20 protein-coding genes are annotated in these 25,849 nt (G+C 61.2%); 8 read left to right on the top strand and 12 right to left on the bottom strand.

Going from position 1 to position 25,849, the window contains the following annotated elements; all coding sequences use genetic code 11:
• The first annotated feature begins 106 nt into the window (after nt 1-106).
• The 3 genes from BG841_RS07850 (at nt 107) to BG841_RS07840 (ending at nt 2,982) form a co-directional block, all read left to right on the top strand.
• Complete coding sequence (locus tag BG841_RS07850) at nt 107-1,108, top strand: LysR family transcriptional regulator (RefSeq protein WP_070057152.1); 1,002 nt, start codon at nt 107-109, stop codon at nt 1,106-1,108.
• A 31-nt stretch (nt 1,109-1,139) separates the two neighbouring features.
• Entirely contained in the window at nt 1,140-2,123 is a 984-nt protein-coding gene (locus tag BG841_RS07845; RefSeq protein WP_070058742.1) for an MDR family oxidoreductase, read from the top strand.
• A 202-nt stretch (nt 2,124-2,325) separates the two neighbouring features.
• The gene (locus BG841_RS07840) at nt 2,326-2,982 is read left to right on the top strand and encodes a carbonic anhydrase (RefSeq protein WP_070057151.1); all 657 of its coding nucleotides are present in this window, start codon (nt 2,326-2,328) and stop codon (nt 2,980-2,982) included.
• Between the two features lie 58 nt (nt 2,983-3,040).
• Here the strand turns inward: BG841_RS07840 and BG841_RS07835 are convergent, their stop codons facing one another.
• From BG841_RS07835 to BG841_RS07825, 3 genes are all read right to left on the bottom strand, one after another.
• Nucleotides 3,041-4,402 (bottom strand): DUF1329 domain-containing protein, encoded by a 1,362-nt coding sequence (locus BG841_RS07835; protein ID WP_070057150.1) that lies wholly within the window; start codon nt 4,400-4,402, stop codon nt 3,041-3,043.
• 29 nt (nt 4,403-4,431) lie between these two features.
• Nucleotides 4,432-6,327, bottom strand: coding sequence for a DUF1302 domain-containing protein (locus tag BG841_RS07830; protein ID WP_070057149.1), 1,896 nt, complete (start codon nt 6,325-6,327; stop codon nt 4,432-4,434).
• A 96-nt stretch (nt 6,328-6,423) separates the two neighbouring features.
• Nucleotides 6,424-9,411, bottom strand: a complete 2,988-nt coding sequence (locus BG841_RS07825; protein ID WP_070057148.1) for a hypothetical protein — start codon at nt 9,409-9,411, stop codon at nt 6,424-6,426.
• A 280-nt stretch (nt 9,412-9,691) separates the two neighbouring features.
• Between BG841_RS07825 and BG841_RS07820 the strand changes: the two genes are divergently transcribed.
• The 4 genes from BG841_RS07820 (at nt 9,692) to BG841_RS07805 (ending at nt 12,811) form a co-directional block, all read left to right on the top strand.
• Complete coding sequence (locus tag BG841_RS07820; protein ID WP_074454310.1) at nt 9,692-10,279, top strand: RNA polymerase sigma factor; 588 nt, start codon at nt 9,692-9,694, stop codon at nt 10,277-10,279.
• 10 nt (nt 10,280-10,289) lie between these two features.
• Entirely contained in the window at nt 10,290-10,958 is a 669-nt protein-coding gene (locus BG841_RS07815) for a hypothetical protein (RefSeq protein ID WP_070057147.1), read from the top strand.
• Between the two features lie 14 nt (nt 10,959-10,972).
• Nucleotides 10,973-11,377: a hypothetical protein gene (locus BG841_RS07810; protein WP_070057146.1), complete on the top strand. Its 405-nt coding sequence runs from the start codon at nt 10,973-10,975 to the stop codon at nt 11,375-11,377.
• 84 nt (nt 11,378-11,461) lie between these two features.
• The gene (locus tag BG841_RS07805) at nt 11,462-12,811 is read left to right on the top strand and encodes an outer membrane beta-barrel protein (RefSeq protein ID WP_070057145.1); all 1,350 of its coding nucleotides are present in this window, start codon (nt 11,462-11,464) and stop codon (nt 12,809-12,811) included.
• 64 nt (nt 12,812-12,875) lie between these two features.
• Here the strand turns inward: BG841_RS07805 and BG841_RS07800 are convergent, their stop codons facing one another.
• From BG841_RS07800 to BG841_RS07790, 3 genes are read right to left on the bottom strand one after another with little or no spacing between them, the layout of a single operon-like run.
• A complete protein-coding gene (locus tag BG841_RS07800; RefSeq protein WP_070057144.1) occupies nt 12,876-14,258 on the bottom strand; it encodes a sodium-dependent transporter in 1,383 nt (460 codons plus the stop codon).
• A gap of 59 nt (nt 14,259-14,317) precedes the next feature.
• Complete coding sequence (locus BG841_RS07795) at nt 14,318-15,502, bottom strand: aromatic amino acid transaminase (RefSeq protein ID WP_070057143.1); 1,185 nt, start codon at nt 15,500-15,502, stop codon at nt 14,318-14,320.
• Complete coding sequence (locus BG841_RS07790; RefSeq protein WP_083260212.1) at nt 15,495-19,076, bottom strand: indolepyruvate ferredoxin oxidoreductase family protein; 3,582 nt, start codon at nt 19,074-19,076, stop codon at nt 15,495-15,497. Before BG841_RS07790 ends, BG841_RS07795 begins: the two co-directional genes overlap by 8 nt.
• 159 nt (nt 19,077-19,235) lie before the next feature.
• On the opposite strand from BG841_RS07790, the gene BG841_RS07785 reads away from it, so the two are divergent.
• On the top strand, nt 19,236-19,712 hold the full coding sequence (locus BG841_RS07785; protein WP_070058739.1) for an Lrp/AsnC family transcriptional regulator: 477 nt from the start codon (nt 19,236-19,238) through the stop codon (nt 19,710-19,712).
• Between the two features lie 68 nt (nt 19,713-19,780).
• Here the strand turns inward: BG841_RS07785 and proX are convergent, their stop codons facing one another.
• From proX to BG841_RS07755, 6 genes are all read right to left on the bottom strand, one after another.
• A complete protein-coding gene (gene proX, locus BG841_RS07780; RefSeq protein WP_070057142.1) occupies nt 19,781-20,791 on the bottom strand; it encodes a glycine betaine/L-proline ABC transporter substrate-binding protein ProX in 1,011 nt (336 codons plus the stop codon).
• A gap of 65 nt (nt 20,792-20,856) precedes the next feature.
• A complete protein-coding gene (gene proW, locus BG841_RS07775) occupies nt 20,857-22,047 on the bottom strand; it encodes a glycine betaine/L-proline ABC transporter permease ProW (RefSeq protein ID WP_070057141.1) in 1,191 nt (396 codons plus the stop codon).
• A gap of 2 nt (nt 22,048-22,049) precedes the next feature.
• Nucleotides 22,050-23,240 carry a glycine betaine/L-proline ABC transporter ATP-binding protein ProV gene (gene proV / locus BG841_RS07770; RefSeq protein ID WP_070057140.1) on the bottom strand — a complete coding sequence of 397 codons (1,191 nt, stop codon included), beginning with the start codon at nt 23,238-23,240 and terminating at the stop codon, nt 22,050-22,052.
• A gap of 126 nt (nt 23,241-23,366) precedes the next feature.
• The gene (locus BG841_RS07765) at nt 23,367-23,561 is read right to left on the bottom strand and encodes a hypothetical protein (RefSeq protein WP_070057139.1); all 195 of its coding nucleotides are present in this window, start codon (nt 23,559-23,561) and stop codon (nt 23,367-23,369) included.
• Nucleotides 23,562-23,580: 19 nt separating this feature from the next.
• Nucleotides 23,581-24,795, bottom strand: a complete 1,215-nt coding sequence (locus BG841_RS07760; RefSeq protein WP_070057138.1) for a YeeE/YedE family protein — start codon at nt 24,793-24,795, stop codon at nt 23,581-23,583.
• 11 nt (nt 24,796-24,806) lie between these two features.
• A complete protein-coding gene (locus BG841_RS07755) occupies nt 24,807-25,763 on the bottom strand; it encodes a sulfurtransferase (protein WP_070057137.1) in 957 nt (318 codons plus the stop codon).
• Between the last annotated feature and the right edge of the window lie 86 nt (nt 25,764-25,849).

The following is a 25,849-nucleotide window of genomic DNA, read 5'->3' as shown; positions in this document are numbered from 1 at the left end:
ATACTTTATATACAGCCTATATACTTTTTGTATGGCTAGCAGTTTTCCACGCTGATCTCGGCGTGCCCGCTCACCTTTTAACGGCCTTTCCGGGCAGGAGCCGTATATGTCGTTCCAGCTGAACATTGACCTTCGCCAGCTCAACACCTTCCTGACCATCGCCAGGGTCGGCAGTTTCAGCCGTGCTGCCGAAAAACTGTTCGTCGCCCAGCCGGCCCTCAGCCGTCAGATCCGCTTGATGGAAGAAGCGCTGGCTGTCGAGGTGTTTGTGCGTCACGGCCGCGGCGTGGCGCTCACCGCCGCCGGTGAACTGCTGTATGAAAAAGCCCAGGCTATTTTCCAGGAACTGGAGCGCACCCAGGCGGCAGTGGCCGCCATCGCCGGCGAAGTGACCGGGAACATCGTACTCGGCATGCTGCCGACCGCAGCGCGCACCTTCGCCGCAGGGGTCATTGAGGAGTATCGGCGCAATTATCCCCGCGTCACTCTGTCGGTCAAATCGGCCATGAGCGGCACCTTACAGCAGATGGTGTCGCAGCATCGGGTGGATCTGGCGATTACTTACCACCACGGCAAACAGAAGAATGTGCAACGCACGCCACTGATTGAAGAACGCTTTTACCTGATTTGCCCCCCTCACAGTGAGCTGGCCCAATGCCCGAGCATTTCCCTGCAAGCGGTGCTCAACCTGCCGCTGGTGATGCCCGAAGAGAAGCACGGTCTGCGCGAACTGCTGGAAAAGGAAGCCATGAAGCATCAGCAGCAACTGCAGGTCGCCATTGAGGTCAATGCCTGGCCCCTGCTGACCGACCTGGTGCAGCGGGGGCTGGGGTATACCGTACTGTCCCTGGCCTCCGTGCACGAGATGGTCATGCGCAATGAACTGGTCGCGGTGCCCATCGACACCCCGGAGCTTCACCGGTCGCTGGCCATGGTAACCCCCAGAGACATGCCTCCCGCGCTCGCCACCCTGAAACTTGCCCAAACCATCATGAATCAGGTTACTCTTCAGGTTGCAGACGGCCTGTGGGAAGGGCGACCGCTGTTCGACAACACCGCCCTGGGCAATCTCAGCACGCCAACCGACTACGGCCTTGCCGAAACCTGAGAACAAACAACCAACAAAAATGGAGATGGTCATGTTTACAGCAATTGTGATTGAAGGCACCCGGGATGAGCAGCAGGTCGCGTTGCGCGAGGTGGACGAAGCCCGGTTACCCGCCGGCGATGTCCAGGTGGATGTGGAGTACTCCACCCTCAACTACAAAGACGCCCTGGCCATCACCGGTCGGGCACCGATTGCCAAACAGTATCCGATGATTCCGGGGATTGATTTTGCCGGCCGGGTCGCGCACTCCGAGCACCCCGATTTTAAACCCGGAGACCAGGTAATCCTCAATGGCTGGGGGGTGGGTGAAAAGCACTGGGGCGGGCTGGCGGAAAAAGCCCAGGTGTCCGGCGACTGGTTGATTCCGCTACCGGCGACCATGAGCAGCCGGCACGCCATGGCCCTGGGTACCGCCGGCTACACCGCCATGCTGTGCGTGATGGCACTGGAGAAACACGGCCTGACCCCCGCCTCGGGCGACATACTGGTCACCGGTGCGGCCGGCGGGGTTGGCAGCATTGCGGTCGCCTTGCTGGCCAGGCTGGGTTTCAGTGTGACCGCAGTCACCGGGCGCATGGAAGAGTCGGACTTCCTCCGGTCACTGGGGGCCAACAACATTCTCGACCGCGCCGAACTCAGCGGCCCGGGCAAGCCGCTGGCGGCAGAAACCTGGGCGGGCGCGGTGGATGTGGCCGGCAGTCAGGTGCTGGCCAACGTGTGTGCCGGCATCCAGTACCGGGGGGCAGTGGCCGCTTGCGGTCTGGCGGCGGGGATGGACTTGCCGGCCACCGTGGCACCGTTCATTTTACGGGGCATCACCCTGTACGGCATCGACAGCGTGATGGCCCCCCGCAGTGAGCGCCTGGACGCCTGGCAGCGGCTGGCCGATACCATGGACACCGCCCTGCTGGACAGTCTGACCACCGACATCGCTTTGGCGGACGCCATCGACGCGGCCCGCCAGCTGCTGGACGGCCAGGTGCGTGGCCGGGTGGTGGTGCCGGTGCGGAACTGAAGGTCGAGGCCGTGCCCGTTTGTTGTGCTTATGGGTAATACCAACGGGCCGCGCCGAGGCGCATAATCCACCGCCGGTTCGATTTGTCCAAATTGGCACGCAACAAGGCCGGTTCACTTATAACCAACCATTCTTTTACCTTGCAAAGTGCTGAACGTAAGATGAATGATATCAATCAGGTAGTGGCTTGGAGCCTTTCGTGATGAAAGACATTATTGAAGGTTTTTTGAAATTTCAGAATGAGGTGTACCCGGAACGCGCCGATCTGTTCAAGAATCTGGCGAACCAACAGAACCCCCGCACGCTGTTTATCTCCTGCTCCGACAGTCGCCTGGTACCGGAACTTGTTACCCAGCACGATCCCGGCGGTCTGTTTGTGATCCGCAATGCGGGTAATATTGTGCCCTCCTATGGCCCGGAACCGGGAGGGGTCTCCGCGTCGGTGGAATACGCCGTATCAGCGTTGAAGGTGACCGACATTGTCATTTGCGGTCATTCCGACTGTGGCGCCATGACCGCTATAGCCACCGGCCAGAATATGGATCAAATGCCAGCGGTGGGGCACTGGTTGCGCTACGCCGATTCCGCCAAAATCGTCAACGAAGCCCGGACCCATGAAAACCAGCGCGCCTGCGTGGCTTCCATGGTGCGGGAGAACATCCTCGCCCAACTGTCCAACATCAAGACCCACCCCTCGGTGCACCTGGCCCTCCGGGAAGGTCGCCTGACCCTGCACGGCTGGGTCTACGATATCGAATCCGGGCGCATCGACGCCCTCGATGGCACCACCAATCAGTTCGTGTCCTTGGCGGAGAACACCGAGGTGACCGCCTCTCTGAGCCGGCCTGGCGGCGGCTGACCGGCGGCCCCTGGCCGGCAACTACCCCGGCCAGGGGTCTCCTTACCCCCTTGTGCGGTTAACGGACACCGGCACGCCGCAGCGCGGCGGGGGTGTATTCCCGTGAATTACGCTCGGTCCCGTAGACGTACGGGGAGCTTTCTTCGTTGGTCATACCCATCACCAGGTAGCGACCGGACAGCAGATCGTAGAGGGTTTCAAACGCGTAGGCCGGCAGCTTCGCGTCGTAAATCTGCATGGCGTGGGCTTCGGCTACCCGCCACAGGTTGCCGCGGCCGTCGTAATGATCAACCACGGCAATCTGCCAGCTGTCCTCATCGATGTAAAAGTCGCGCACCTGATAGACATGCCGCTCCTCATCCTTCAGCGTTGCGGTCACATGCCAGACCCGGTGCAGCTCATAACGCGCCAGGCTTTGATCGATGTGACCAGGTTTGATGATGTCGCTGTAACGCAGGTCGCCGCTGGCCAACCGGTAGGAGTTGTAGGGAATATACAGTTCCTTGCGGCCCTTCAGCTCCCAGTTGTACTTGTCCGGCGCACCGTTGTAGAGATCCAGGTTGTCGGTCGTGCGCTGGCCGTCGGCGGCGGTACCCGGACCATCGTAGGCCACGTTCGGCGCGCGCCGCACCCGGCGCTGGCCGGAGTTGTACAGCCAGGCGCGCCTGGGTTCCTTGACCTGGTTGATGGTTTCATGAATCAGCAGGACGTTCCCCGCCAGACGGGCGGGCGCGTTGATCTCCTGCTTGAAGTAGAACATCACGTTGTCGTCTTCCGACGGCTTGTAGTCCCTCAATTCAACCCGCTCGGTGAACGACTCGGTGAACTTGACCGGGCTGAATTCACCGTTCGGCTGGGGCGTCACCTGAGCCACATTGCGGGTGACCGAGCCCCCCCGATAGCGGGTGATGTGGTTGAATATTGCCTCCAGACCATTTTGCGGAATCGGAAACGGTATGGCGGTCTGGTAATTTTGCAGACCGTTGCCACTGTCGATCAGCGTCACCTCGGTCGCATTTTCCCTGGTCTTCTGCTGCACCGACTCGGGGTAGGTTGCCGAGCGCCGGGTCTCATACACCGGGATAAAATAGGTGCTGTAGGTGTTGATCATCGCCACCTGCCCCGGGGTCAGGCGATCGGCGTACTGGTCGACGTTGCTTTGATCAATACGGAACAACTCCTGATCTTCGGGAAACGGATCCACGTAACGGCCGTCACCCCTGAATCCCGCCGGCGGAGTCACCAGGCCACCGGTCCAGGCGGGGATCTCCTTCCCGTTACCCGCTTTAATCGCTCCCATCGGGGTCAGGGTGTCGCCAAGTTTGGCCGCTTCCGTCGGCGCTACCGCGGCAACCGCCGGCCCGGCAGCCAGCAGGGCACTGGCCACCGTACTGCATAGCAAAGTTCGCATCATTTTCATGGGACAAATCTCCTTCGGTTCCCGAGTGTTTAAAAAGCGTAAGAAATTGACGCGGCTATAAAGTCACGGTCGTTAATTTCATTGAAATCGCCACCAAAGTAATTGGTGTAACTGAGTGACGCCTGATAGGCGTTCTGGTAGCTGGCATCCAGCCCAAGCCCTATGGACTTGTTGCCTTCCTTGAAGTTACCGCCGGGGTCTGGCGCATACCCTTTTACATCGTGAGAGAGAAACACTTTGGGCATCAGGTTGATACCGGCCACCGCATTCGGATAATCCCAGGCGAACAGGGTGCGGTAACCCCAGGAAAACGAGGTGGTGAAGCCGTCGTTGGTGCAGTAGCTGGCGTTGATGTTCAGGCGTGGGTCCGCATCGCTGACCCCCTCGCTGCAGTAATCCCCGGAGAAACTGGGACCGTCCAGAGGCACCGGGCCCACCCCGAAGGCGCCGGAGCGACCGTAACGGGCCTCGGACAAGCCGGGCAGATCGTGGACGTAGGTGGCCCCTATTTCACCGACGATAATGAAGCGGGCGGCGCCCATGGTGCGCTCTATAAAGTGGATCACCGTCGCCTGGGCCTGTGATACCCCGTAGCGATCGTAGCCATCGACCGCCTGGCCGGCGTAGTTGACGCCTTTGGCCTGCTCACGCTGTTCCAGTTTACTGATGGTCTGACCATCCGGTCCCCGCTGTTGCAAGCCACCGTATATCAGCTCAAAGGTGTTCCACTGGATCGGCATGTTTGGCCGGTAACTGTATTCCGCACCCAGTGAGGTACCGGTCGGCAAGGTGGTGTTAAAACTCACCCCGAACAGGTCAATGCCCTTGGGATAGTCGATGAAATAGCTCGGGAATCGGCTGTCCGGCGCAGTCGGGTCGGTCATCTGCGTGCCTTCCGGCGACGCCGGATTGTTCACCACCCCGCTGATGTAGGGCAAGCGGCTGTGGTAACGGGTGTAGTAGAAGCCCAGTTCCGCTTCCAGCGGGTTCACATACCAGCGGAGCGCCACGCCAAACTGGTCCTTGTCCCCCGGCTCTTTATCACCCAACCGCGGTGCCACGAAACCTTCGTCCAACGCTTGGGAATCCGGCACCTGGCCGGCTAGCAGCACCGGCCCACAACCGTCCGCGGCCACGTCCGCGGTCGAGAAAAACGTGCCACAATCGTCGATGCGGAACGGCTCCCAGTTGGTCTGTACAAACGCCTCCAATGTGACGTCTGCAGTCAGGCCGACAGACGTGTAGAGCATCTCAATGGGCATGAGCACGTCCTTCAGCTCCGCCCCCGGGGCGCGGAATGCCGGCACGTCAATCGGGTTGATGGCGTTGATACCGCCAAGAATGAAGGTACTCTCCCCCCAATTCACCACCTGACGCCCGTAGCGTGCCGCAATCGGTATCTCCCCCGCATACCAGTCGGTAAAGACGTAGGCGTCGAGTAAATCCGCCCCGGCGGCGTTGTCCTTTGCTTTCGCGTTCAGCTCGCGGCGCTGGCCCACAGGGTCCGTGGCCCGCTTCTTATTCTTGAGTTCGTAGTCGTACCAGTAGCTGCCACGAACCAGCGCGCCCACCCGGGTCAGCACATCGCTGTCGGGCACATAGTCGAGAAACAGCTCGCTGCGGCCGCGGAGTATGGTTGAGTAGGGCTTGCCTTTTTCAAAGTTCAGGTTGCCATCGTCAAAGTTGTTGGAAGAGGCCCCGGTGTTGCTGAACGCAAACTGCGGCCCCAGGTTACCCTGAGATATCAGGTCCTTGTCCTGGTCTTCCAGGCGGATGGCGGTGCCGGCCGTCAGCGTGGTGCTGAACGAAGCATCAATGCCGTAGACATTGAAGTCGACGGCAACCGCTGCCGGGGCCAAGCACACAAGCTGGGCCGCCAGTGCCAGCCGGACCGATCTGGCCAGAATGGATGTTGCTGTTGTCATTGCGTGGTACTCCGCACATTTTTTGTGGCATGACCTGCCCCGCACGAACAGGGCAGGTGCCATGGTTATGGTTGTCAGTGAAGATGTGCCTGCTGCTTACAGACCCGGGATCGGGGGTATGGCAATGCCACCGTCGCCGTCGCCATTGCCATCATCGGGATCAGGATCACTGCCGGGGTCGCTGTTGTCCGGATTGTCACAATCCGTACCGGTAACCCCCTGCACCACACAGCCGTTATCGACCGACACTGTCCCTTGGGTGAACAGTTCCAGCATCTGCGCCGTCATTTCGGTGAATACGGCACTGGAAGAGTAGGCTTCCGCGCTTTTGGTGCCTGCGGAAATGGGGTTGCCGTGGGCCCCTTCGGTGTAGCGGGTAATCACCGGCAAGGTATTGTCAGCGGCAGCTGCCTGTATGGCGGCCGCCCCCATGACCGCAGCGAGCGGATCGGTGCCGGCCAGGGGCATGTTTTCACCCCGTATCACAAACCCGGTTTCCGCAATGGTGGTCGCAAGCGGGCCTAGAGCACCCGCCTCATCGGCCGCATTGGGAACGGTATTGTCCGTAGGTTTGTCGGCATCCTCCGGATCACCGGCAATCTCGGTCAGCAGCACGGGCTGCCCCTTGTAGAAGGGGGCATAGGCGGTGGGGTCTACCGAATCCAGCTGTGCCTGAAGCACATTGAAGTAGATGTTCAATTCGGTGCGCCCCTGCGCCAGGAGACCGTCGGACGCCTCATCCAGAACCGGCAGTAGTCGCGGTGCCACCGACTGGGAGTTCTCCACCAAGCGGGAAAAATTGCCGCCCGTGTTGAAGAAAGTCGACGCGTTGATGGTGTTGAGTTCGGAGTTGCCGGCCGCAATGGCCGCGTTGGTGACGTGCGGCACCGCAACGCCGCCCATCCCGCTGAGCGAGTGCGTCATGAAGTACACCTTGCCCAGATTGAGACTCAATACCGTGTTGGCGCAGCTTGAGCACTCGCCTATCGCGGTTTGGATTGCCCGCAACGAGGCGTTCACGTTGAGCAGATCCAGCGCACTCTGCCGCATGTTGTCGCGGGTGTTGGCGTAGTTGGCGAAGTTCAGGAACAAACTGCCGGATTCCGGATCTGTCAAGCCGGCGGCGGCCACCGCATTCAGCTCGGCGTCAGCGGCGAAGCCGAAGTGACGTTCGGTGGCTTCCGCAGACGCGCCCGCCTGGGTTGAGATCGGACTCAGACCCACGGCACCGCCATCTTCTTCAAAAATACCGTGCAACGGCTGGTCGATGCCTACGGTAACGAAACAGTCATCCGGTGACGCAGAGGCTCGGGTGGCAATACAGGTGAGTCCCGCCGCCGTGGCCATGGGCAGAATCGCCGACCGGTCCTGGGTCACCGCGTGCTGGTAGATGATGACCGGGTAGCCCCCTGGGGGGGGTGCCTCTGTTGCTGGCGGGGCCGCAACCACGATGGGCACAACGGTATCCGCTGTTTTGCCGGCGAACGGAAAGCGATAGCTGATTCGGTCAGACGGCGCCGGGGTCAGTTCCGGGTCGGCGGAAAAATCCGCAGGCTGCCAGCTGGTGGTTTTCAATTGCGAACCGTCACCGGCCGCCGCTACCGCCTGGAAGTACGGCAGGGTAATCTCCCCTTCGTAAACGCGGATGTTGATTTCCGCCCCTGGCACCCCTGTAGGGTTCTGCTCAAGAGCCGGGTTCACTTCGCCGCCGGGACGCTGACTGAAAATGCTGACAGTGCGCGCTTTGGGCGTATCCACCAAGGTTTCAGCCGCTGTCGCCAGTTTCTGCGCCGCTGTTTCGATCTCCATGGCGGCGTCGCTGGCCTCTGCGGCCGCGACCTGAATGCCGTGCGCCAGACGGCGATCGCTTTCGGCGTCTGTAATCACATCTCCGTAAGCCACTGTGATGCCGTCATCGTTAGCGGCCTCCAGAATGGCCGCCAGCTCGGCATCGTACAGACGAAATGTGGGGTCGGTCAGGGTGGCATAGAGCGCCGCGTTCAGGGCTTGCTCTTCGCCGGTCCCCTCGGCCAGCGTCTGGCCGCTCAAATTGTAGAACCCGGCCACCAGCTTGCGGAGGGATTCCTGCCGCTGAGCAAGGGTCAGCGTGTCCCGGTAATAGACAATGGGTGCCGCGTTTGCCAGGAGCACATCATCCACTGCCGTGGTGGTGATCATGGTGGCGTAGGTGATGTCGGCAAAGGTCGCCGCGAAAGTGTCCGATTCCGGGTAATCCCGTTTGAACTCAAAGTAGTCTGCCGCGAGTTTGCGGGCCGGCAACATGGCATCCCGGAACGGCTGAAACCCCGCGTTCGACAGCACCCGGTCGGGGTTGGCGACACTCTGGAAGGTGGGCGACCCCACCAGCGGATGGCCGTCGGCGTCCTTGATGTCGTTGGTCAGTACCAGCATGTACTGGGTTTTGGCCGCGAGAGGTGTCAGCGGAAGAATCCGGACCAGATTGTTCTGGCCGCCGTCGATATCCAGCAGCTCCACCCGGACCTTATCGGCGCGCAACTCTGCAAAGATTGCCTCTGCTCCGGCGTCATCGCCATCCGCTTGCAGTCGCAGCGCCTCCCGGTAACGGGCCGCGGTCATCAACCCCGGTGCTTCCGCATCCAGCGCATTCAACGGATCACCGCCGGCATAATCAACCGGCACCAGAAACACGTTCTGATTCGGGTTGGGAATGGTGGTGCTCTCGTCTTCGGCGAGGACAAATTCACGTGCATCCAGAATCTGTTCACTATGGAGACTGGCGCTGATTTTGACGTCAATGGGGGCCAGTACCGACGCCCCGTCCAGGTAACCAATGCCGTCGGTGACCGGGTTGTCGGGGTCGGTGCCGTTTAACATGGTGCCGTCGTTCAGGTCGCTCAAGTAAAACAGGGCATCGCTGGGAATGGTGAATTCAGTGGCCAGGGGATCAAACAACGGGTGGGTTCCCCGGTCGATCCTTGGGCCGCCCTTGATGATGTAGTCAGGGTCGGCGTTGTGATTGGTCTGGCCACCGCTGTCCAGACAGCCAGTGAGCCCGAATGAAGCAGCCGAAAGGGCGGCAAGCAAGGCATTACGGATCAACATACTCGTTTACCTCAAGGGTTTTTTTGTAATTCGGCATCTGCTGTACCGTTAGTACCCTTCCACGTATGTCTAATGGAAAAGGTTCCCAACCTGTTCCGATTTTTTTCAATTCCCCGCAATAAGCCCCAAAACCTGTTGATTTTCATAGTTGAACACTGAAGTTACTTATTGCCCCCGGGCATACCCCGAAAGGCCCGGTGCTGGTACCATGGGTTTCAGGCAACAATAATCACAACACCTGCGCTGGGTTCAGCAGCGGGCGCAGCACAGAGGTATCCGATTGGCCCTGTTTCCATTCCGCCAGTCCAAATCAAAGCGTTTTGAGCGTCTTATCCAACCGCACCTGAAGACCATGTACGGGCTTGCGTTCCGCTTAACCGGGCGCCAGCACGATGCTGAGGACCTTGTACAGGACGTGGTGGTCAAGCTCTATCCGAAGCTCGACGAACTGGAGACGGTCGCGCAGTTGCGCCCCTGGCTTAACCGGGTGTTGTACCGGCAGTTCGTGGATTCGCTGCGCAAGCGCCCCACCGGCAGAGAAGTGGTAGCGAGCGCCCTGGACGATACAAACAGCTCCAGCCCGTTCCTGGACTCCCTCAGCGGTGCGGATGAAGATCCCCTGGAGGGGCTCCATCAGGAGTTCCGCGACCGGTCGCTGCAGCAGGCACTGGCGCAACTGGCCCCCGACCAACGCGCCTTGCTGCTGCTGCACGACGTGGACGACTGGCGTCAGGAAGACATTGCGGCGGTTCTGGACGTCGCCCTCGGTACGGTAAAATCACGCCTGCACCGCACACGCGCTGCGTTACGTATAAAATTGCAGGAAGAACTGGAACCTTTTGCGGACCAGCAACGTGAGGTTCAGTAAGGTGGACGGAATGAACTGCGACCAATTTACAACCAAACTTGATGCCATGCCTCCGGGCGGCTGGCCCGACGAGGTTATCCTGGCGCTGCGCCAGCACGCCCGGGTGTGCGGCAATTGCGCACCGGCGTGGTCGGCGGCACGGTCGGTGCACCAGGGGCTGCAAGCCATGAGGGTGCCGGAACCGGCCGCCGATTTTGAAGCGCGTGTGTTGCGGGCAGCCACCAGCAGCGACCGCCCCGGCGGAGAGCGGCGCTGGCTGAGGCCCGGCTGGGGAGCTGCCATTGCTGCGGCTCTGGTGCTTGGCATGTTTATTGGTGGCCAACTCTTTGCTCCGGGTACCCCCGACACCCCGCTGGCCACCACAGCATCGCCACCCACCAACGAATTCAGCGGCGTTCAGGAGCAATCGCAGACTGTCCGGCTGGCGTTCAATTCACAACAGGCGGTCGACAACGTCACGCTCACCCTCGAGTTGCCGCCCAATATGGAGCTGGCGCCGTTCCCCGGTCGCCAGAGGATCAGCTGGAAGGTCAGCCTGAAGCCCGGTGACAATTTGCTGGCACTGCCGCTGAAGGTGTTGTTTCCGGGCGCCGGCACCCTGGTCGCCCACCTTGATGACGGCACCAACAGGAAGACTTTCCGCGCAGACATTGGCAAGGATACGGAGCCACCGTCATGATTGCAGGAGCACCAATGACCAGACTCAATATTTGCACCCTCACCCTCGGGCTGCTGCTGGTGCCCGGGTGGGTCCTGGCTGCGCCGGACCTGGACGTGACCATGCGCATGGTCATGGACGAGGAAGCCCTGGATACCTCCTTCGTTCAGGAAATGGAAATCCCCGACTCGCTCAACGAACTGCCCTTCGGCGACAAGTTGGACACTTTGGATGCAAGCGAACTCGCCGACGAGGCCCGGACCCTGGAAGAGTCGCTGTCGTTCCAAGCGCGCGAAACCCGGGACGCGCTGGAGCTGGAGTTACCGGGTGAGCCAATCGGCGAGCAGCCCGGGTTGGAGCTCCCGGAACTGCCAGACCCGGATGGCAGTCTGCCCATAACCGACCCGCCGACCTTGCCGGAGCTGCCCGTGCCTCAGTAGGCGCCGATTGCTGGCCACCTCAGCCAGGAGGGCCGGGCTCGAGCCTGTCGTTTTATTGTACATTTCGAGTGAAGGTGTCCCATAATGCGCAAGCACTTTGCCAGCATTAAGGGATCTGCATTGTCCTTCCAGCTCCTCAGGTTATTACTGTTCTCGTTGGGCATCACCCTGAGCGCCGCAGAGGCCGCGGCGACCGGCGCCGACACCCGGCCGGTCTTCGCCGCTGGCATCAAGGCGTTTCAGGCCGGCGACCTGCAACAGGCCCGCCGGCACCTTGAGGCGGCCCGGGCACAGGGCATGACCTCGCGGGCGCTGACCTACAACCTCGGGGTGGTCTATTACCGGCTGGCCGACTACGACAACGCCCGCCGCATGTTTCGGCAGTTGGAGCACACCAGCAACCACACCCTGGCGGTGTACAACCTCGGGTTGATCGCGCTGGCGCAGGACGATCCCGCACGCGCCGGTGAGCTTTTCCTGATGGCCGCAGACAGTGAGGGCAAAATAGCACACCTGGCCCGGGCTCAGCTTGCCCGGCTCCGTGGCACCCATGAACCGGGCCACTGGCACGGTTTGTTAGCCGTGGCCGTCGGCTATGAGGAGAACATTGCTTTGTTCCCGGACAGGGCGGCCACTGCGCTCGACGGTGCCTTTCTGGAATCGGTCGGTGCCGTCTCTGGCTATGCCTTCCGCCGGGACCAGCAGGGGCTCAAATTCGACGCCCGGTTTTATGTGCGCGAGTATTTCACGGAGGCCGACTTCAACGTGCATCTGTTGCGGGTCGAATCGGCCTGGGTTCACACCCTCGGGCAAGAGCGGGTCCACTTGGGGCTGGGGGGAGACCAACTGTGGCAAGGCGGGGATTCACGGGAACAGCGGGCCCGTCTGACCGCCGGGTTGTCCACCCCCGCCTGCACCAGCGACCCGGTGTCCGCGCGCTGCCAGCTCCTGGTGCAGGCCGAGCAGATAGTTGCGGCGGCCTCCCGGTACCGGGCGTATCAGGGCCAGCATTACCGTCTGGAAACCCGCTACCGGGCACAATGGGGGGACTGGTCAGGCGACCTGCGATATCGCTTTGGTTACGACGCGCGCAAGGACTGGCGCACCGCTACCGAATTCTTCAGCGTGTCGCCACAGGCGCACACCTTGAGTGCGAAGCTTGGCTACCAGGTAACGACGGCACTCCGGATCAGCGCCAACGCCAGTTTCCGACACAGCCGCTATCGGGACCCGCACCGGCTGCAGACGCCGGAAGCCAGACTCACCCTGGTGCGCACAGACCAGCGGCTCGCCCTGGGATTAGATGCGGAATACCGATTCAACCGGACCTTTGCAATGACCGCCAAGGTGACACACACCGACAATGACAGCAATCTCGCTCGCTACCGGTACCATCGCCAGACCACCACCCTGGGCATCAGCGCCCGCCTCTAAGCAGATACCGGCGGCGCCACCTGTGGCCCGATGCCGCCAGGGTGGCGCCGCCGGTTGACGGTGTTTACACCAGGTTGTAAAGGAACACGATGGCGATTCCCGCCGGGGTCACGTACTTCAGCACCACCATGAACGCCTGGTAGGCGGCGCCGGAGAGACCGATGTCCTGCGCCAGCCCTTCCCGCCTGATGGCCCAGCCGGCAAACAGCGCAATTGCCAACCCGCCCAGTGGCATCATGAGGTTAGTGACCAGGAAGTCGAGCAGGCCGAACACCGTTCTGCCCTCGAAGAAGCCGATGAGCCCCAACGGATGCACATCGCTCCACAGGTTGAACGACAGCACCGTACCAATGCCGACGAACCACACCGCCAACCCGCCCCCGATGGCACTTCTGACGCGGCTGGCACCTTTGCGTTCTTCCAGCCATTCCACCACCGGCTCCAGCATGGAGATGGCCGAGGTGATGGCGGCCACCAGCAACAGGGCAAAGAAGACCGTGCCGAACAGGGTACCCGCGCCCATCTGCCCGAAGGCCAGCGGCAAGGTAACGAAGATCAGCCCGGGACCGGCACCCGCTTCCAGACCGTTAGCGAACACCAGCGGAAAAATCGCCAGCCCGGCCAGCAGGGCCACGCTGGTATCCACCACCGCAATGGTCATGGCGGTTCGGGCAATGTTGATGCTCTTGGGCAGATAGGAGCCGTAGGCCATCAGCACCCCGATACCGATGCTCAGGGTAAAGGCGGCATGGCCAAGCGCAATCAACACGCCTTCGGTGGTCAGCTTGCTGAAATCCGGCGAGAACATGAAGTGCACCGCACGGCCGAAGCTGCCGCTGTTCATGGCATAGATCACCATCACCACCAACAGCACAAACAGCAAGGGCATCAGCATATTGACTGCTTTTTCCAGGCCGGATCGCACCCCCCGGGCAACGATGAACACCACGATCGCCATGAACACCGAGTGCCACAGCAGCAGTTCCCAGGGGCTGGCCAACAGGTCGTTGAACTGACCACCGACAGCTTCCGCATCCGCACCGGCAAACAAACCAATGGCCGTTTTGCCGATGTACACCAGCGCCCAGCCGCCAATCACTGCATAGAAGGACAGCACCAGGAAGGACGCCACCACCCCGTTCCAGCCGATGATGCGCCAACCCCTGGCGGTGTTTTCGGTCTCAGTGAGGGTGCGCATGGTGGCCACCGGGCTCTGCCCGCCGCGCCGTCCGATCATGATTTCCGCAATCAGTACCGGCACGCCGATAAGAAAGATAAAGGCGAGATAGATCAGCACAAAGGCTCCGCCGCCATTTTCCCCGGTGATGTAGGGAAACTTCCAGATATTACCCAGCCCGACGGCCGAGCCGGCCGCCGCCAGAATAAACGCCATTCTGGAACTCCACAGACTGTTCGCCTGCTGGTGGGGATAAACAACCTCACTCATTGTGTACTCCGAATCATTGTTTTTGTTGGATCGTCTTCGTCAGGAAGCCCGTCGAGGCCCTACTTCATTACACCGCCTATCGCATTGGCGACTTGGGGTAACACCCGCTCGTTCAGGCCGGCCACGTTGACCCGGCTGCTGTCGAGCATATAGATGCCATGTTCTTCCCGCAGCCGCCGAACCTGCTCGGGGGTTATCCCCAGAAACGAGAACATGCCCCGCTGGCGGGCAATAAAACCGAAATCACCCACCGGCGCCAGAGCATCGGCAAAGGCGTGCCGCAGCCCGAGAATTCGCGCGCACATGCCGCTCAGTTCGCTTTGCCAGCTGGCGCGCAAGGCGTCGTCCGTCAGGATGGTTTCGACAATGGCGCCTCCATGGGCCGGAGGCATGGAATAATGGCCACGGACCACCCCCAGCAGCTGGCTGGTGGCCGCGGTGTTAATGGTTCCGCTGGCCGAGATCAGCATCAGTGCGCCGGTTCGCTCCCGGTACAGGCCAAAATTTTTGGAACAAGAGGCGGCGATGACCATCTCCGGCACCTGACCGGCCAGGTAACGCAGTCCGGCCGCATCCTCTTCCAGACCGTCCCCCAGCCCCTGATAGGCGATATCCACAAAAGGCAGCAAACCCTTGCGCTGAATCAGCCCGGTCAGGGCCTGCCACTGGGCAAACGTCAGATCGGCCCCGGAGGGGTTGTGGCAACAGCCGTGAAGCAACACCACGTCGCCCTGCCGAGCGCCCTCCAGTGCCCCGAGCATGGCGTCGAAATCCACGGTCATGGTGTCGCGGTCGAGATAGGGGTACTCCTGCAATTGCAGTCCCGCTCCGCTCAGCAAGGGTATATGGTTGGCCCAGGTTGGCGTACTGACCCACACCCGGGTGTCCGCCCGGCACAACCGGAAGAACTCCGCCGCCATGCGCAGCGCCCCGCAACCACCCGGGGTCTGGATCACCGAGGTGCGGCCTTCTGCCAGCAACGGGTTGCGTTCCCCGAGAATCAGGCGCGCCATCGCCTCGTTAAACGCCGCCGATCCCGCCGGTCCCACATAGCTCTTGGTGGTTTCTGCCGCCAGCAGACGCCGCTCGGCTTCATGCACCGCCGCCATGATGGGTGTGTTGCCGGCATCGTCCTTATAGACGCCCACACCCAGATCCACCTTTTCGGGTCGCGGGTCGTCCCGGTAGGCCTGCATCAAATGCAGGATCGGGTCATGGGGTAAGGGCTTGAGCGACTCAAACATGATCTGTCTCCTTGGTATCGGCCTGAGCCGTGCGAATCAACGTGGGGCGACCGGTATCCAGAGCTTTGATCAGCTGCTGCTGCTTGGCCTCGATCGCCTGGGCGGACTGCTCCCGCACCGGGCCATAGCCGCGTATTTCCGCTGGCAGTTCCGCCAGCTGCAAGAAAGTGTCGTAGTTGCGCGCATCCAGCTCGCGGACGATCCGCGCCACCAATTGCTGGTAATCGTGCAATTGCGCCCGATCCATCTTGCGGTCGGCGGTGTACCGGAACGGATCCAGCACCGTGCCCCGCAGCACCCGCAATCTGGCCAGCAGTTTGAACGCGCGGAACATCCAGGGACCAAACTCACGCTTGCGGGGCCGGCCTTGGGCGTCGGTACCCCGGTTCATGATCGGCGGTGCCAGGTGGAAGTGAATCTTGAAGTCGCCCTCAAAGGTCTGGTTCACCTCCTGCAGGAAATCGGTCTCCGTGAACAACCGGGCCACCTCGTATTCATCCTTGAAGGCCATAAACCGGTACAACTGCCAGGCCACCGCGCGGGTCAGCAAGTGGTTGGTCTCGCCCAGCTTTTCTTCCGCCTCACGCACCTGCTGCACCAGCGTGGTGTAACGATCGGCCCAGCGGCGGTTCTGATAGTTCACCAGATTCCGGTAACGGCTCTGGATCAACTCGTCCAGATCCGGCTCCGTTTGCGTCTCCTGACTGGCGTTTTCAGCGGGACGCAACAGCTCGGTAATCACGCTCACATCGACCGCCGCCAGCCGGCCCCAGCCGAACACTTCCTTGTTGCGCTCGACCGCCACGCCGTTGAGTTCAATGGCCTTCATCAACGCCGCATGGGACAGCGGCAACAGCCCCCGCTGCCAGGCAAAGCCGAGCATCATCACGTTGGAAAACACCGTGTCGCCCATCAGCTGTTCGGCGATGCCGTTGGCATCCAGTTGCGCGAAGTTGTCCTCGCCGACGGCGTTACGGATCAGCTCCAGACGTTTGTCGGCCTGCATGTCCGCATCCCGGTAGAGCACATAATCGGCGGTGGGTAACTCGGCTTCGTTGGCCACCACGCGGGTGCGGTCGGGCCGCAACACGCTCAGCGCTTTCTGGGACGAGGCCACCACCAGATCGCAGGCAATCACCGCATCGGCTTCACCGGCGCTGATGCGCACCTGATGCAATTTGTCCGGCGTCGGCGCCATGCGCACATAACTGAGCACCGTACCGCCTTTCTGGGCGAATCCGGTGAAATCCAGCACCGAGGTGCCCTTGCCTTCCAGGTGGGCGGCCATGGTAATCAGCTGGCCCACGGTGACGACCCCGGTACCACCGACACCGCCCACCAGCAAATCGTAGGAGCCGCTCAGCTTCGGCAACACCGGCTCCGGCAGATCGGCCAGTTTGCTGGTCAGCACCGAGCCGGTGTCCAGACCGCGGGATTTGCGCAGCTGGCCACCCTCGATAGTGACAAAACTGGGGCAAAAGCCATTCACGCAGGAGAAATCCTTGTTACAGGACGACTGGTCGATCTTGCGTTTGCGTCCCAGTTCGGTGTGCCGCGGCACCACACTCAGGCAGTTCGACTGCACCGAACAGTCGCCGCAACCTTCGCACACGTGATGATTGATAAACGCCCGTCTGGCGGGATCCGGGTACTGGTTGCGCTTGCGGCGGCGGCGCTTTTCAGCGGCACAGGTCTGGTCGTAGATCAGCACGGTACACCCGGGAATGTCGCGCAACTCCCGCTGCACCTGATCCAGCTCGCTGCGGTCATGGAAGCTGACGTCGTCGGGGAACTGGTGCAGATGGCCGTGGTACTTGTCCGGCTCATCACTGAGCACCACCACCCGTCGTGCGCCTTCGGCGGCGACCTGGCGGGCAATCATTGGCACGGTAATCTGGCCGTCTACGGGCTGCCCACCGGTCATGGCCACCGCATCATTGAACAGGATTTTGTAGGTGATGTTGATGCCCGCGGCGACCGCCTGGCGTATGGCCATGGAGCCGGAATGAAAATAGGTGCCCTCGCCCAGATTCTGGAACACATGGGGGTTACCGAGGTAACGGCTCTTGCCGATCCAGTTGACCCCCTCGCCGCCCATCTGGATCAGCGATTCCGTATTACGGCCCATCCACGAGGCCATAAAGTGGCAACCGATCCCGGCCAGCGCCTTACTGCCTTCCGGGACCTTGGTGGAAATATTATGGGGGCAGCCGGAGCAGAAGTACGGCAGGCGCCGGACCCCGCCTGGATCCTCCGCGTTGCTCATGCAGTTCATGACCGCCAGCTGGTCACTGAAATCAATCCCGAAAAAGCGGCCCAGCCGGTCGGCCAGAAAGCCGGCAACCAGTTTGGGACTCAGCTCGCCCACGTAGGGAATCAGCGGGCGCCCCAGTTCATCCTGTTTCCCGGTGATCAACACCTCCCCGGGATGATCCGGCTCGGACATGGCCTCCTTGATCTGGCTCTCGATAATGCCGCGCTTTTCTTCCACCACCAGCACCTCTTCCTTGTGGTGCACAAAGTCGAGAATGCCGCGCCGCTCCAGGGGCCAGACCAGCCCCACCTTGTAAATGTCCAGTCCCAGCTGGTGCATGCGGGCTTCATCAATGCCCAGCAGATCAAGTGCTTCCAGCAGATCCAGATGGCCTTTCCCGGTGGTCACAATGCCAAACCGCGCCTCGGCGTTATTGAACAGACACCGGTCGATTGGGTTGGCGCGGGCAAAGGCCTGCACCGCTGCCAGCTTGTGTTCGATGCGGGTTTCCAGCTGCGGTCCCGGCAGATCGGGCCAGCGGTAGTGCAGGCCGTCCTCCGGCGGGGTGAAATCATCCGGGGTGACAAATTCCGGCAAGGGCGGCAGCTCCACTGACGCTGCGCTTTCCACGGTTTCGGACACCGCCTTGAAACCCACCCAGCAGCCGCTGTAACGGGACAGGGCATACCCCCAGAGTCCAAACTCCAGGTATTCGGCCACATTAGCCGGATTGATGGTGGGCATGAAGAAGCTCATGAACGCCACGTCGGACTGGTGGGGCATGGAGGAGGACACGCACCCGTGGTCATCCCCGGCCACCACCAGCACCCCTCCGTGGGGCGAACTGCCGTAGGTGGTGCCGTGTTTCAGGGCGTCGCCGGCGCGATCCACCCCGGGGCCTTTGCCGTACCAGAGTCCGAAGACTCCGTCCACCTCGCGGTCGGCATCGGTTTCCACTTGCTGGGTACCCAGAATGATGGTCGCGGCCAGATCCTCGTTGATGGCCGGGACAAAATCGACCCGGGCCTCATTCAACAGAGGCTTTGCCTGCCACAGGGCCAGATCGTAGGCACCCAGAGGGGATCCCCGGTAGCCGCTGACCAGGCCGGCGGTATTCAGCCCTGCCTGGCGGTCCAGCTCGGCCTGCATCAGGGGAATACGCACCAACGCCTGCGTACCGGTGAGAAAGACCCGCCCGGATTTACGCAGATAGCGGTCTTCAAGCTGGTACTCATCGAGCTGCGGAGTGCTGCCCGGAGACAGTTCTTCCCCGGCGGTGCTGCCTTCGCCGGCAGCGGTTTGAGAGATGTCGGTGGACATAACGCCCTCCTCTTATTGTCGATTTTATGACTTGAAGTCTAGAGGGAAGTTCGCAAAAGGTGCTTGCTTATTGACCCAACACCTTTAGCTTTCACACAAGATATCCCTATAATGATCATGCAAACGAAAGATCCTTCGAAAAACTGCGAGTGTTACCAAATGAAACAGGTGGAACTGGACAAACTCGACCAGCGCATTCTGGACTTGCTGCAACAGGACGGGCGGATCAGCAACCAGCATCTGGCGGAACAGGTGGGGTTGTCCCCGGCCGCGTGCTGGCGCCGGGTGAGGACACTCGAGGAAGCCGGTGTCATCACCGGTTACAGCGCACAGGTGGCCCCTGAACGCATCGGTCAGGGGTTGTGCGTGCTCGTCAATTTGTCATTGCAACGACACACCATCGACAGCACCGCCGAAATCGAGCAGCAAGTCAGCAGCTACCCGGAGGTGCTGCAATGTTTTGCGGTGACCGGTGATGCGGATTTTGTGATGCGGGTGATCGTCCCGGATATGGCCAGCTACGACCGTTTTCTGAATGAGAAAATCTTCACTTTGCAGGGCATCGCCCAGGTAAATTCCAACTTCGCCCTGCGGGAGATCAAGAACACCCACACCATCCCGGTGGGTGTTCGCTGACTGAGCAAAATATAAAAACCCCCGGTCGGAGCCGGGGGTTTTCGGTCGGTCTGCAATGTGTCCGGGGATTACCGGGCAGCGGCCCGCGCCGCTGCCAACCAGCGGTCGAAGGTTTCCCGGTTGGCCTTGATCCACTGATCCGTATGCCGCTCGATGTCCCGGTCGCTGTCCTGACCGTTACGCATGGCCAGGTTCTGGGCGGAAATATGACCGCTGGACACTTCCATGGCGTTGAACAGAGCTTTTACCGACGGGTATTTTTCGACAAAGTCCCGGTTGGCGACGATGCGCTGGGTGTTAGCCTGGAAGCCGAAGTTGGAACCGTCCGGCAAGGAGGTGTCCACCTCGCCCCGCTCCCCGGGTAGCGCGGAGAAGGGCACCTGCAACCACACCACGTCTTCGCCGGGTTTCATCACCGCACTCACCCAGTAGGGTACCCAGGTGTAGTAGAGCACCGGCTCGCCTTTGTTGAACTGGGCGATGGTGCCGGCCATAAGCGCGGAGTAGGACCCCTGGTTGTGGTCCACCGTGTCCCGCAGTCCATAGGCATCCATGTGGTGCTCGATGATCTGCTCACACCCCCAGCCCGGCGGGCAACCGGTCAGATCCGCTTTGCCATTGCCATCGGCATCGAAAACCTTGGCAATCTCCGGGTCCTTGAGCTGGTCGATGTGGGTGATGTTGTGTTCATCGGCGGTCTTCTTGTCGATCAGATAACCGCTCAAGGCTCCACCGGAGAAGACGTTGGAACGGAACAGCTTGTCGTCGCCGCCGGCTTTTTCATAGAAATCGATGTGCATCGGGTACCAGTGATCCGCGAGAAAAGTGCCGTCGCCATTGGCAATGGCGATATGGGCAGCCGGGTATTCCAGCTCGCGAATGTCTTCTACCGTAAAACCCAGCTCTTCCAGCGCCCGGCTGACCAGAAGGGTCTGGAAGGTTTCTTCGGCAATCGAGCTTTTCAGCGGGGTCACGGTGACCCCCTCACCCGGCCGGCTGTCGGCCTGTACACTCAGGCTCGTGGCCAGGGCGGCTGCCAGCAATCCCTGGCCGGTTTTTTTAATCCATGAAGTTGACATCTGTCTCTCCTGTTCGACGTTTACGTCAGTGTTATTAATTTAGTACACGTGCCCCGTGGCGGGGCTTACTGCTGGGCGGTGCCTGTTGGCACCCCGGCATCGGTTGACCGACGGTGACCCACAAGCCGGGTGATCAGCCCGGCGGGGCCCCGCTGGTGCCAGTGGCGCACACCGGATACCCGCTGGTCGCGGCCCAGTGCCTGGGTCATGCGGTCCAGCAGGATGGCCAGCAGGACAATGCCCAGGCCACCTACCGTCGCCAAGCCCATGTCCAGACGGCCGATACCACGCAGCACCATCTGCCCGAGCCCACCCACGGCGATCATCGACGCGATCACCACCATGGACAGGGCCAGCATCAGAGTCTGGTTAATCCCGGCCATGATGGTGGGCATGGCCAGCGGCAGCTGTACCTTGAACAGCAATTGCCGCGGACTGGCCCCGAAGGACCGGGACGCCTCTACCAGATCCGCCGGGACCTGGCGGATGCCCAGATTGGTCAACCGGATCAGCGGTGGCAGGGCAAATACGATGGTGACCACCACTCCCGGTACGTTGCCAATACCGAACAGCATCACAATGGGCACCAGATATACGAACGGCGGGGTGGTCTGCATGGCGTCCAGCACCGGTCGCATGATGGCGGCGACGCGGTCGTTACGGGCCAGCCAGATGCCGGTGGGCAGGCCGATGCCGATGCAGAAAATCAGCGACGTCAGCACCAGCGCCAGGGTGATCATGGCTTCATGCCAGGCCCCGATCAGGCCCACCGCCACCAGCGAGAGAATGGTCCCCACCGCCAGACGCTTGCTGGACAATTGCCAGGCCAGCAACGCCATAATGGTAATGATCAACACCGCCGGGGCCGCAGTCAGGGTACTTTCAACCCCGGTCAGCACCGCATCCACCGGCATCCGGATGCTCTGGAACACGCCGCGGAAGTTGTCCACCAGCCAGCTCAGACCCGTTTCGACCCAGTCCTGCAAGGGAATTTCATAGTGCACAAACGGATCGAGGATGCTGAACCCCGCCTCGCCTTGCGCGTTGTCGGCCGCCAGCCAGTCCAGCGCCGGCTCGGCGTTGCCGGTCGTTTCGGTGCCCTCGTCCGGGGTGCCGGACCAGGGGTTGTTGGCCGCCTCGGCGGGCGCGCTGCTGCCCGATTCCTCTGCCGTGGCCCAGGGATTACTCGCAGTGTCTTGCGCCGGTTCCGTTGCCGTGCCGGTGGCCCAGGGGTTGGTTGTGGTTTCAGTGGCCATGTTCATTCCTCCTCACGATCCAGGGCGCGCAGCATGGCGACCCGGGTGATAACGCCTTGATACTCCCGGTTGTCGTCAATGACGGGCAGACCATAGGCGTGCCTGGCCACCTGACCGATCACGTCGCTCAGCGAAGTGTTGACATGGATCGGTTCGACTTCGTTCAGAAAGGCGTCCGTCAGACGACCGTTGTTTTTCTCCGCGGCCAACAGCGACGCGATCGACACCACGCCGTGGAAGGTACCGTCAGGCGACACCACATACCCATAGTCACGCTCGTGCTGGCGCAGACGCTCGATCGCCGAAGTCGGCCCGAAGCCTTCCCGTTTGATCACCGTGGCCTGTTGCTTGGAGGCAATGTCTTTAGCGGACAAAATGCTGGTGACGTCCACATTGCGGAAAAACGACCGTACGTAGTCGTCGGCCGGATTTTTCAATATTTCGTCCGGCGTGCCCACCTGCACCACCCGCCCGCCTTCCATAATGGCGATGCGGTCACCAATGCGCATGGCTTCGTCCAGATCGTGGGAGATAAAGATGACGGTACGACGGGATTTGCTCTGCAGTTTGACCAACTCATCCTGCATCTCGGTGCGGATCAGCGGATCCAGGGCCGAGAAGGCCTCGTCCATCAGCATCACATCGGGGTTGTTCGCCAGCGCCCGGGCCAGACCCACCCGCTGCTGCATCCCACCGGAAAGCTGATCCGGGTAACTCATATGCACCGTGTCCAGGCCGACCTGGGCCAGCGCCTCCAGGGCGCGCTGGTTGCGTTCCTGGCGGTCCATCCCCGCCAGTTCCAGGCCGAAGGCGGCGTTCTGCAGCACCGTCAGGTGGGGCATAAGCGCAAAGGACTGAAACACCATGCTCATTTTGCGGCGCCGCAACTCGCGCAATTCCTGATCCGACATGGCGGCAATATTCTGGCCATCGATCAGGACCTCCCCGGCACTGGGTTCGATCAGACGGTTGAGCAGGCGTACCAGGGTGGATTTACCGGAACCGGACAATCCCATGACCACAAAGATCTCACCTTCTTTGATACTGAAGGAGGCGTCCATCACGCCCACGGTCTGCCCGGTTTGTTCGAAAATGTCTGCTTTTGAAATGCCTTGGCGAACCATATCGATCGCCTGTTCAGGATTCTCCCCGAACACTTTAAAGAGGTTTTTTACCACTACCTTATCGGTCATTTGTGTGTTCCGTTGCCCTTAACGACACAAATGAAAACATTGATTACCTTAAGAGTCCATAATTATTGAAGGCATAAGATTGCATTCTGCACCTATATGCCTTCAATAACCGGTTGAAAAACGGTGTTATTCCCGTGCCGACGGACAGGGAGCACCGCAGGGGGCGCAGGCGCTCTGGTCGCGCTGCGACAGGGTGGTCTGCACATTGCCCTGGCCGCTGTTGAAGCGGAACGTGGGGCTGTGGAGGTGGTCCATTAAAATCAGCACCAGAATGACCATCAACGCAAGGATTATGCGCAGGGGGTGGTACGCCTTGGCCATAGTTTCTTTCTCTCCCTAATCAATTTGGCAAGCGAAACCAGGGCCGCAGGCGGATACCGATCAGCGATCCGGTAAACGCACAGGCAAACCAGACCCACGCGTGCAGGCTGGCGGAGGCAATACCGGAGAACAAGGCCCCGATGTTACAACCGAACCCCAGGCGGGCCCCGTAACCCAGTAACAGACCGCCGATCACCGCGGCCAGCAGTGGACGCTTGCCCATGGCTTGGCGACTGGCGGCATTGAACCGGTTGGCCAGGCCGGCCGCCAGCATGGCCCCCAACAACAGACCAAAATTCATCACCGAGGTGGTATTGGCCAGCACCGAGTCGTGCAGAGCCATCGCCGGATAAGACCACTGCCAGAATTCAAACTGGCTCATGTTAACGCCGATGGCCTGAGCCGCTTTGGCACCCCAGACGTTGAACGCGAACACGATGCTCCAGGGTGCCCCGCTGATCAGCAAGGTGAGAACATTGCCCAGGGCAAGGATCACAATCGCCCAGACAAACGGCCAGCGGCCACTGATCAGGGTACGGAAAAAGCCGTGCTGGCGGTTACGCCACAACCATTCCTCCCGTTGCACCTGACCGTGGGCCCGGCGCTCCACCCGGTTAACCCACAGCGTCAGTAACCCCAGCGCCGCCAGTTGCAACAGCACCGCCCCGCTGACCCCGAAACTCCGCACCAGGGGGATCGGGTCATACCCCGGCTGATCCAGCCACCAGGGCAGGTGGATGGAGCCGAGCACCGCACCGGTAATAAAAAACACCAGCGTGACCACCATGCGCAGGTTGCCGGCGCCGACACTGAACAAGGTGCCCGAACCGCAGCCGCCCCCCAGTTGCATGCCCACTCCGAAAATGAACGAACCGACCACCAGCGAGGTGCCCACCGGGGCCAGGGCGCCCACCATGCCATCTTTCCCCAGCGCCAGCAGGGGCACCATGATGATGGAGGTGACACCGAACAGCAGCAGTTGCGCGCGCATGCCCGCGCCACGCTTGTGCACCACCAGATTGCGCCAGCCAGCGGTAAAGCCGAAAGCGCCGTGGTAGAGTGCCACCCCCAGCAGTGCCCCCAGCGCAAACAACGCCACCATGAAGGGCGCCGTTTCCAGCCAGATCAATCCCCCCAGCACCGCCAGTCCGGCCAGCGCGGTGAGCACCACAAACCGGTCAATATGCCAGAGCGCCAGGGCCGTTTCGGCGGGCGCGTTGGTCGCCTGATTCATGTCACCCCCGCTCAGTTAAAAATGTCTAGCAACTTGCCCAGACCGCGCTTGGCCACCTGCATGGGCCGACTGCTGTCCTGAGACCATTCGGCCATGGAGCCGTCATACAAGGCGACGCGATCAAATCCGGCCACTTCACTGAGCACAAACCAGTCGGTCGCGGCCCAGTGACCGGTGTTGCAGAAAGCGATGGTCTCCGCGTCGCGATTGAGCTCCGCTTCATTGATCCGCTCGGTCAGATGGGCCACATCCAGATACCAGGCCTGATTTTGCTCACTGAGCAGGGTGTGATGGGGCAGATTGAGGGCTCCCGGGAGGGTGCCAGGCGCCTTGGCCGCCGGTGACCGGGTTTCCCCGCCGAAATAATCCTCGGGCCGCGCATCCACCAACTGGGCTTGTTCGGTACGGGCCTGCTCAACCTCGGCCAGGGTGGCGATGAGGTGTTCCTGCAGTTCGCCCTGGAAGCTGGCGACCGGCCGCTGGCCACCGTCACCGGAAGCTACGTCATAACCGGCCGCCTGCCAGCCGGCAAAGCCACCGTTGAGAATGCTCACCTGATCGTGGCCCAACACCCGGAAGGTCCAGTAGACCCGGGCCGCGCTGCCGAAGTCCGTTGGCCCGGTCCCGGCCGGGACAATGACCACGGTATGGGAATTGCCAATGCCCAGGCCGCCGATCAGACGCTCCACATTGCGAACCGGCGGTAACAATCCCTGCACTCCCTCGCGGGTTTCACGCCAACCGTCGGTGGCGTAATTGCTGTAGACCGCCCCGGGTATGTGCGCTTGATTAAACCCGCTGCGATCTCCGCCATTGTCGATCGCCGAGCGAATATCCAGCACCACCAGAGTTTCATCCTGGAGGTGCGCATGGAGCCAGCCGGCATCCACCAGCGGCGGCGCCTTGCCTGCGGCCGCGAACGCGGATGTGGCGACCAGGCCGACGATAAAGACCATTACCCGTAACATGAAAGTTTCCTCCGCTGCACTAACCACTTGAACGGCCATTATAAATCCGCCTCGGAGGAATGAATACGAACCTAACTATAATGTTT

This window comes from Marinobacter sp. X15-166B (genome assembly GCF_001752365.1).
In the GTDB taxonomy this organism is placed as follows: domain Bacteria; phylum Pseudomonadota; class Gammaproteobacteria; order Pseudomonadales; family Oleiphilaceae; genus Marinobacter.
This window is presented reverse-complemented; position numbering and strand designations above follow the sequence as displayed.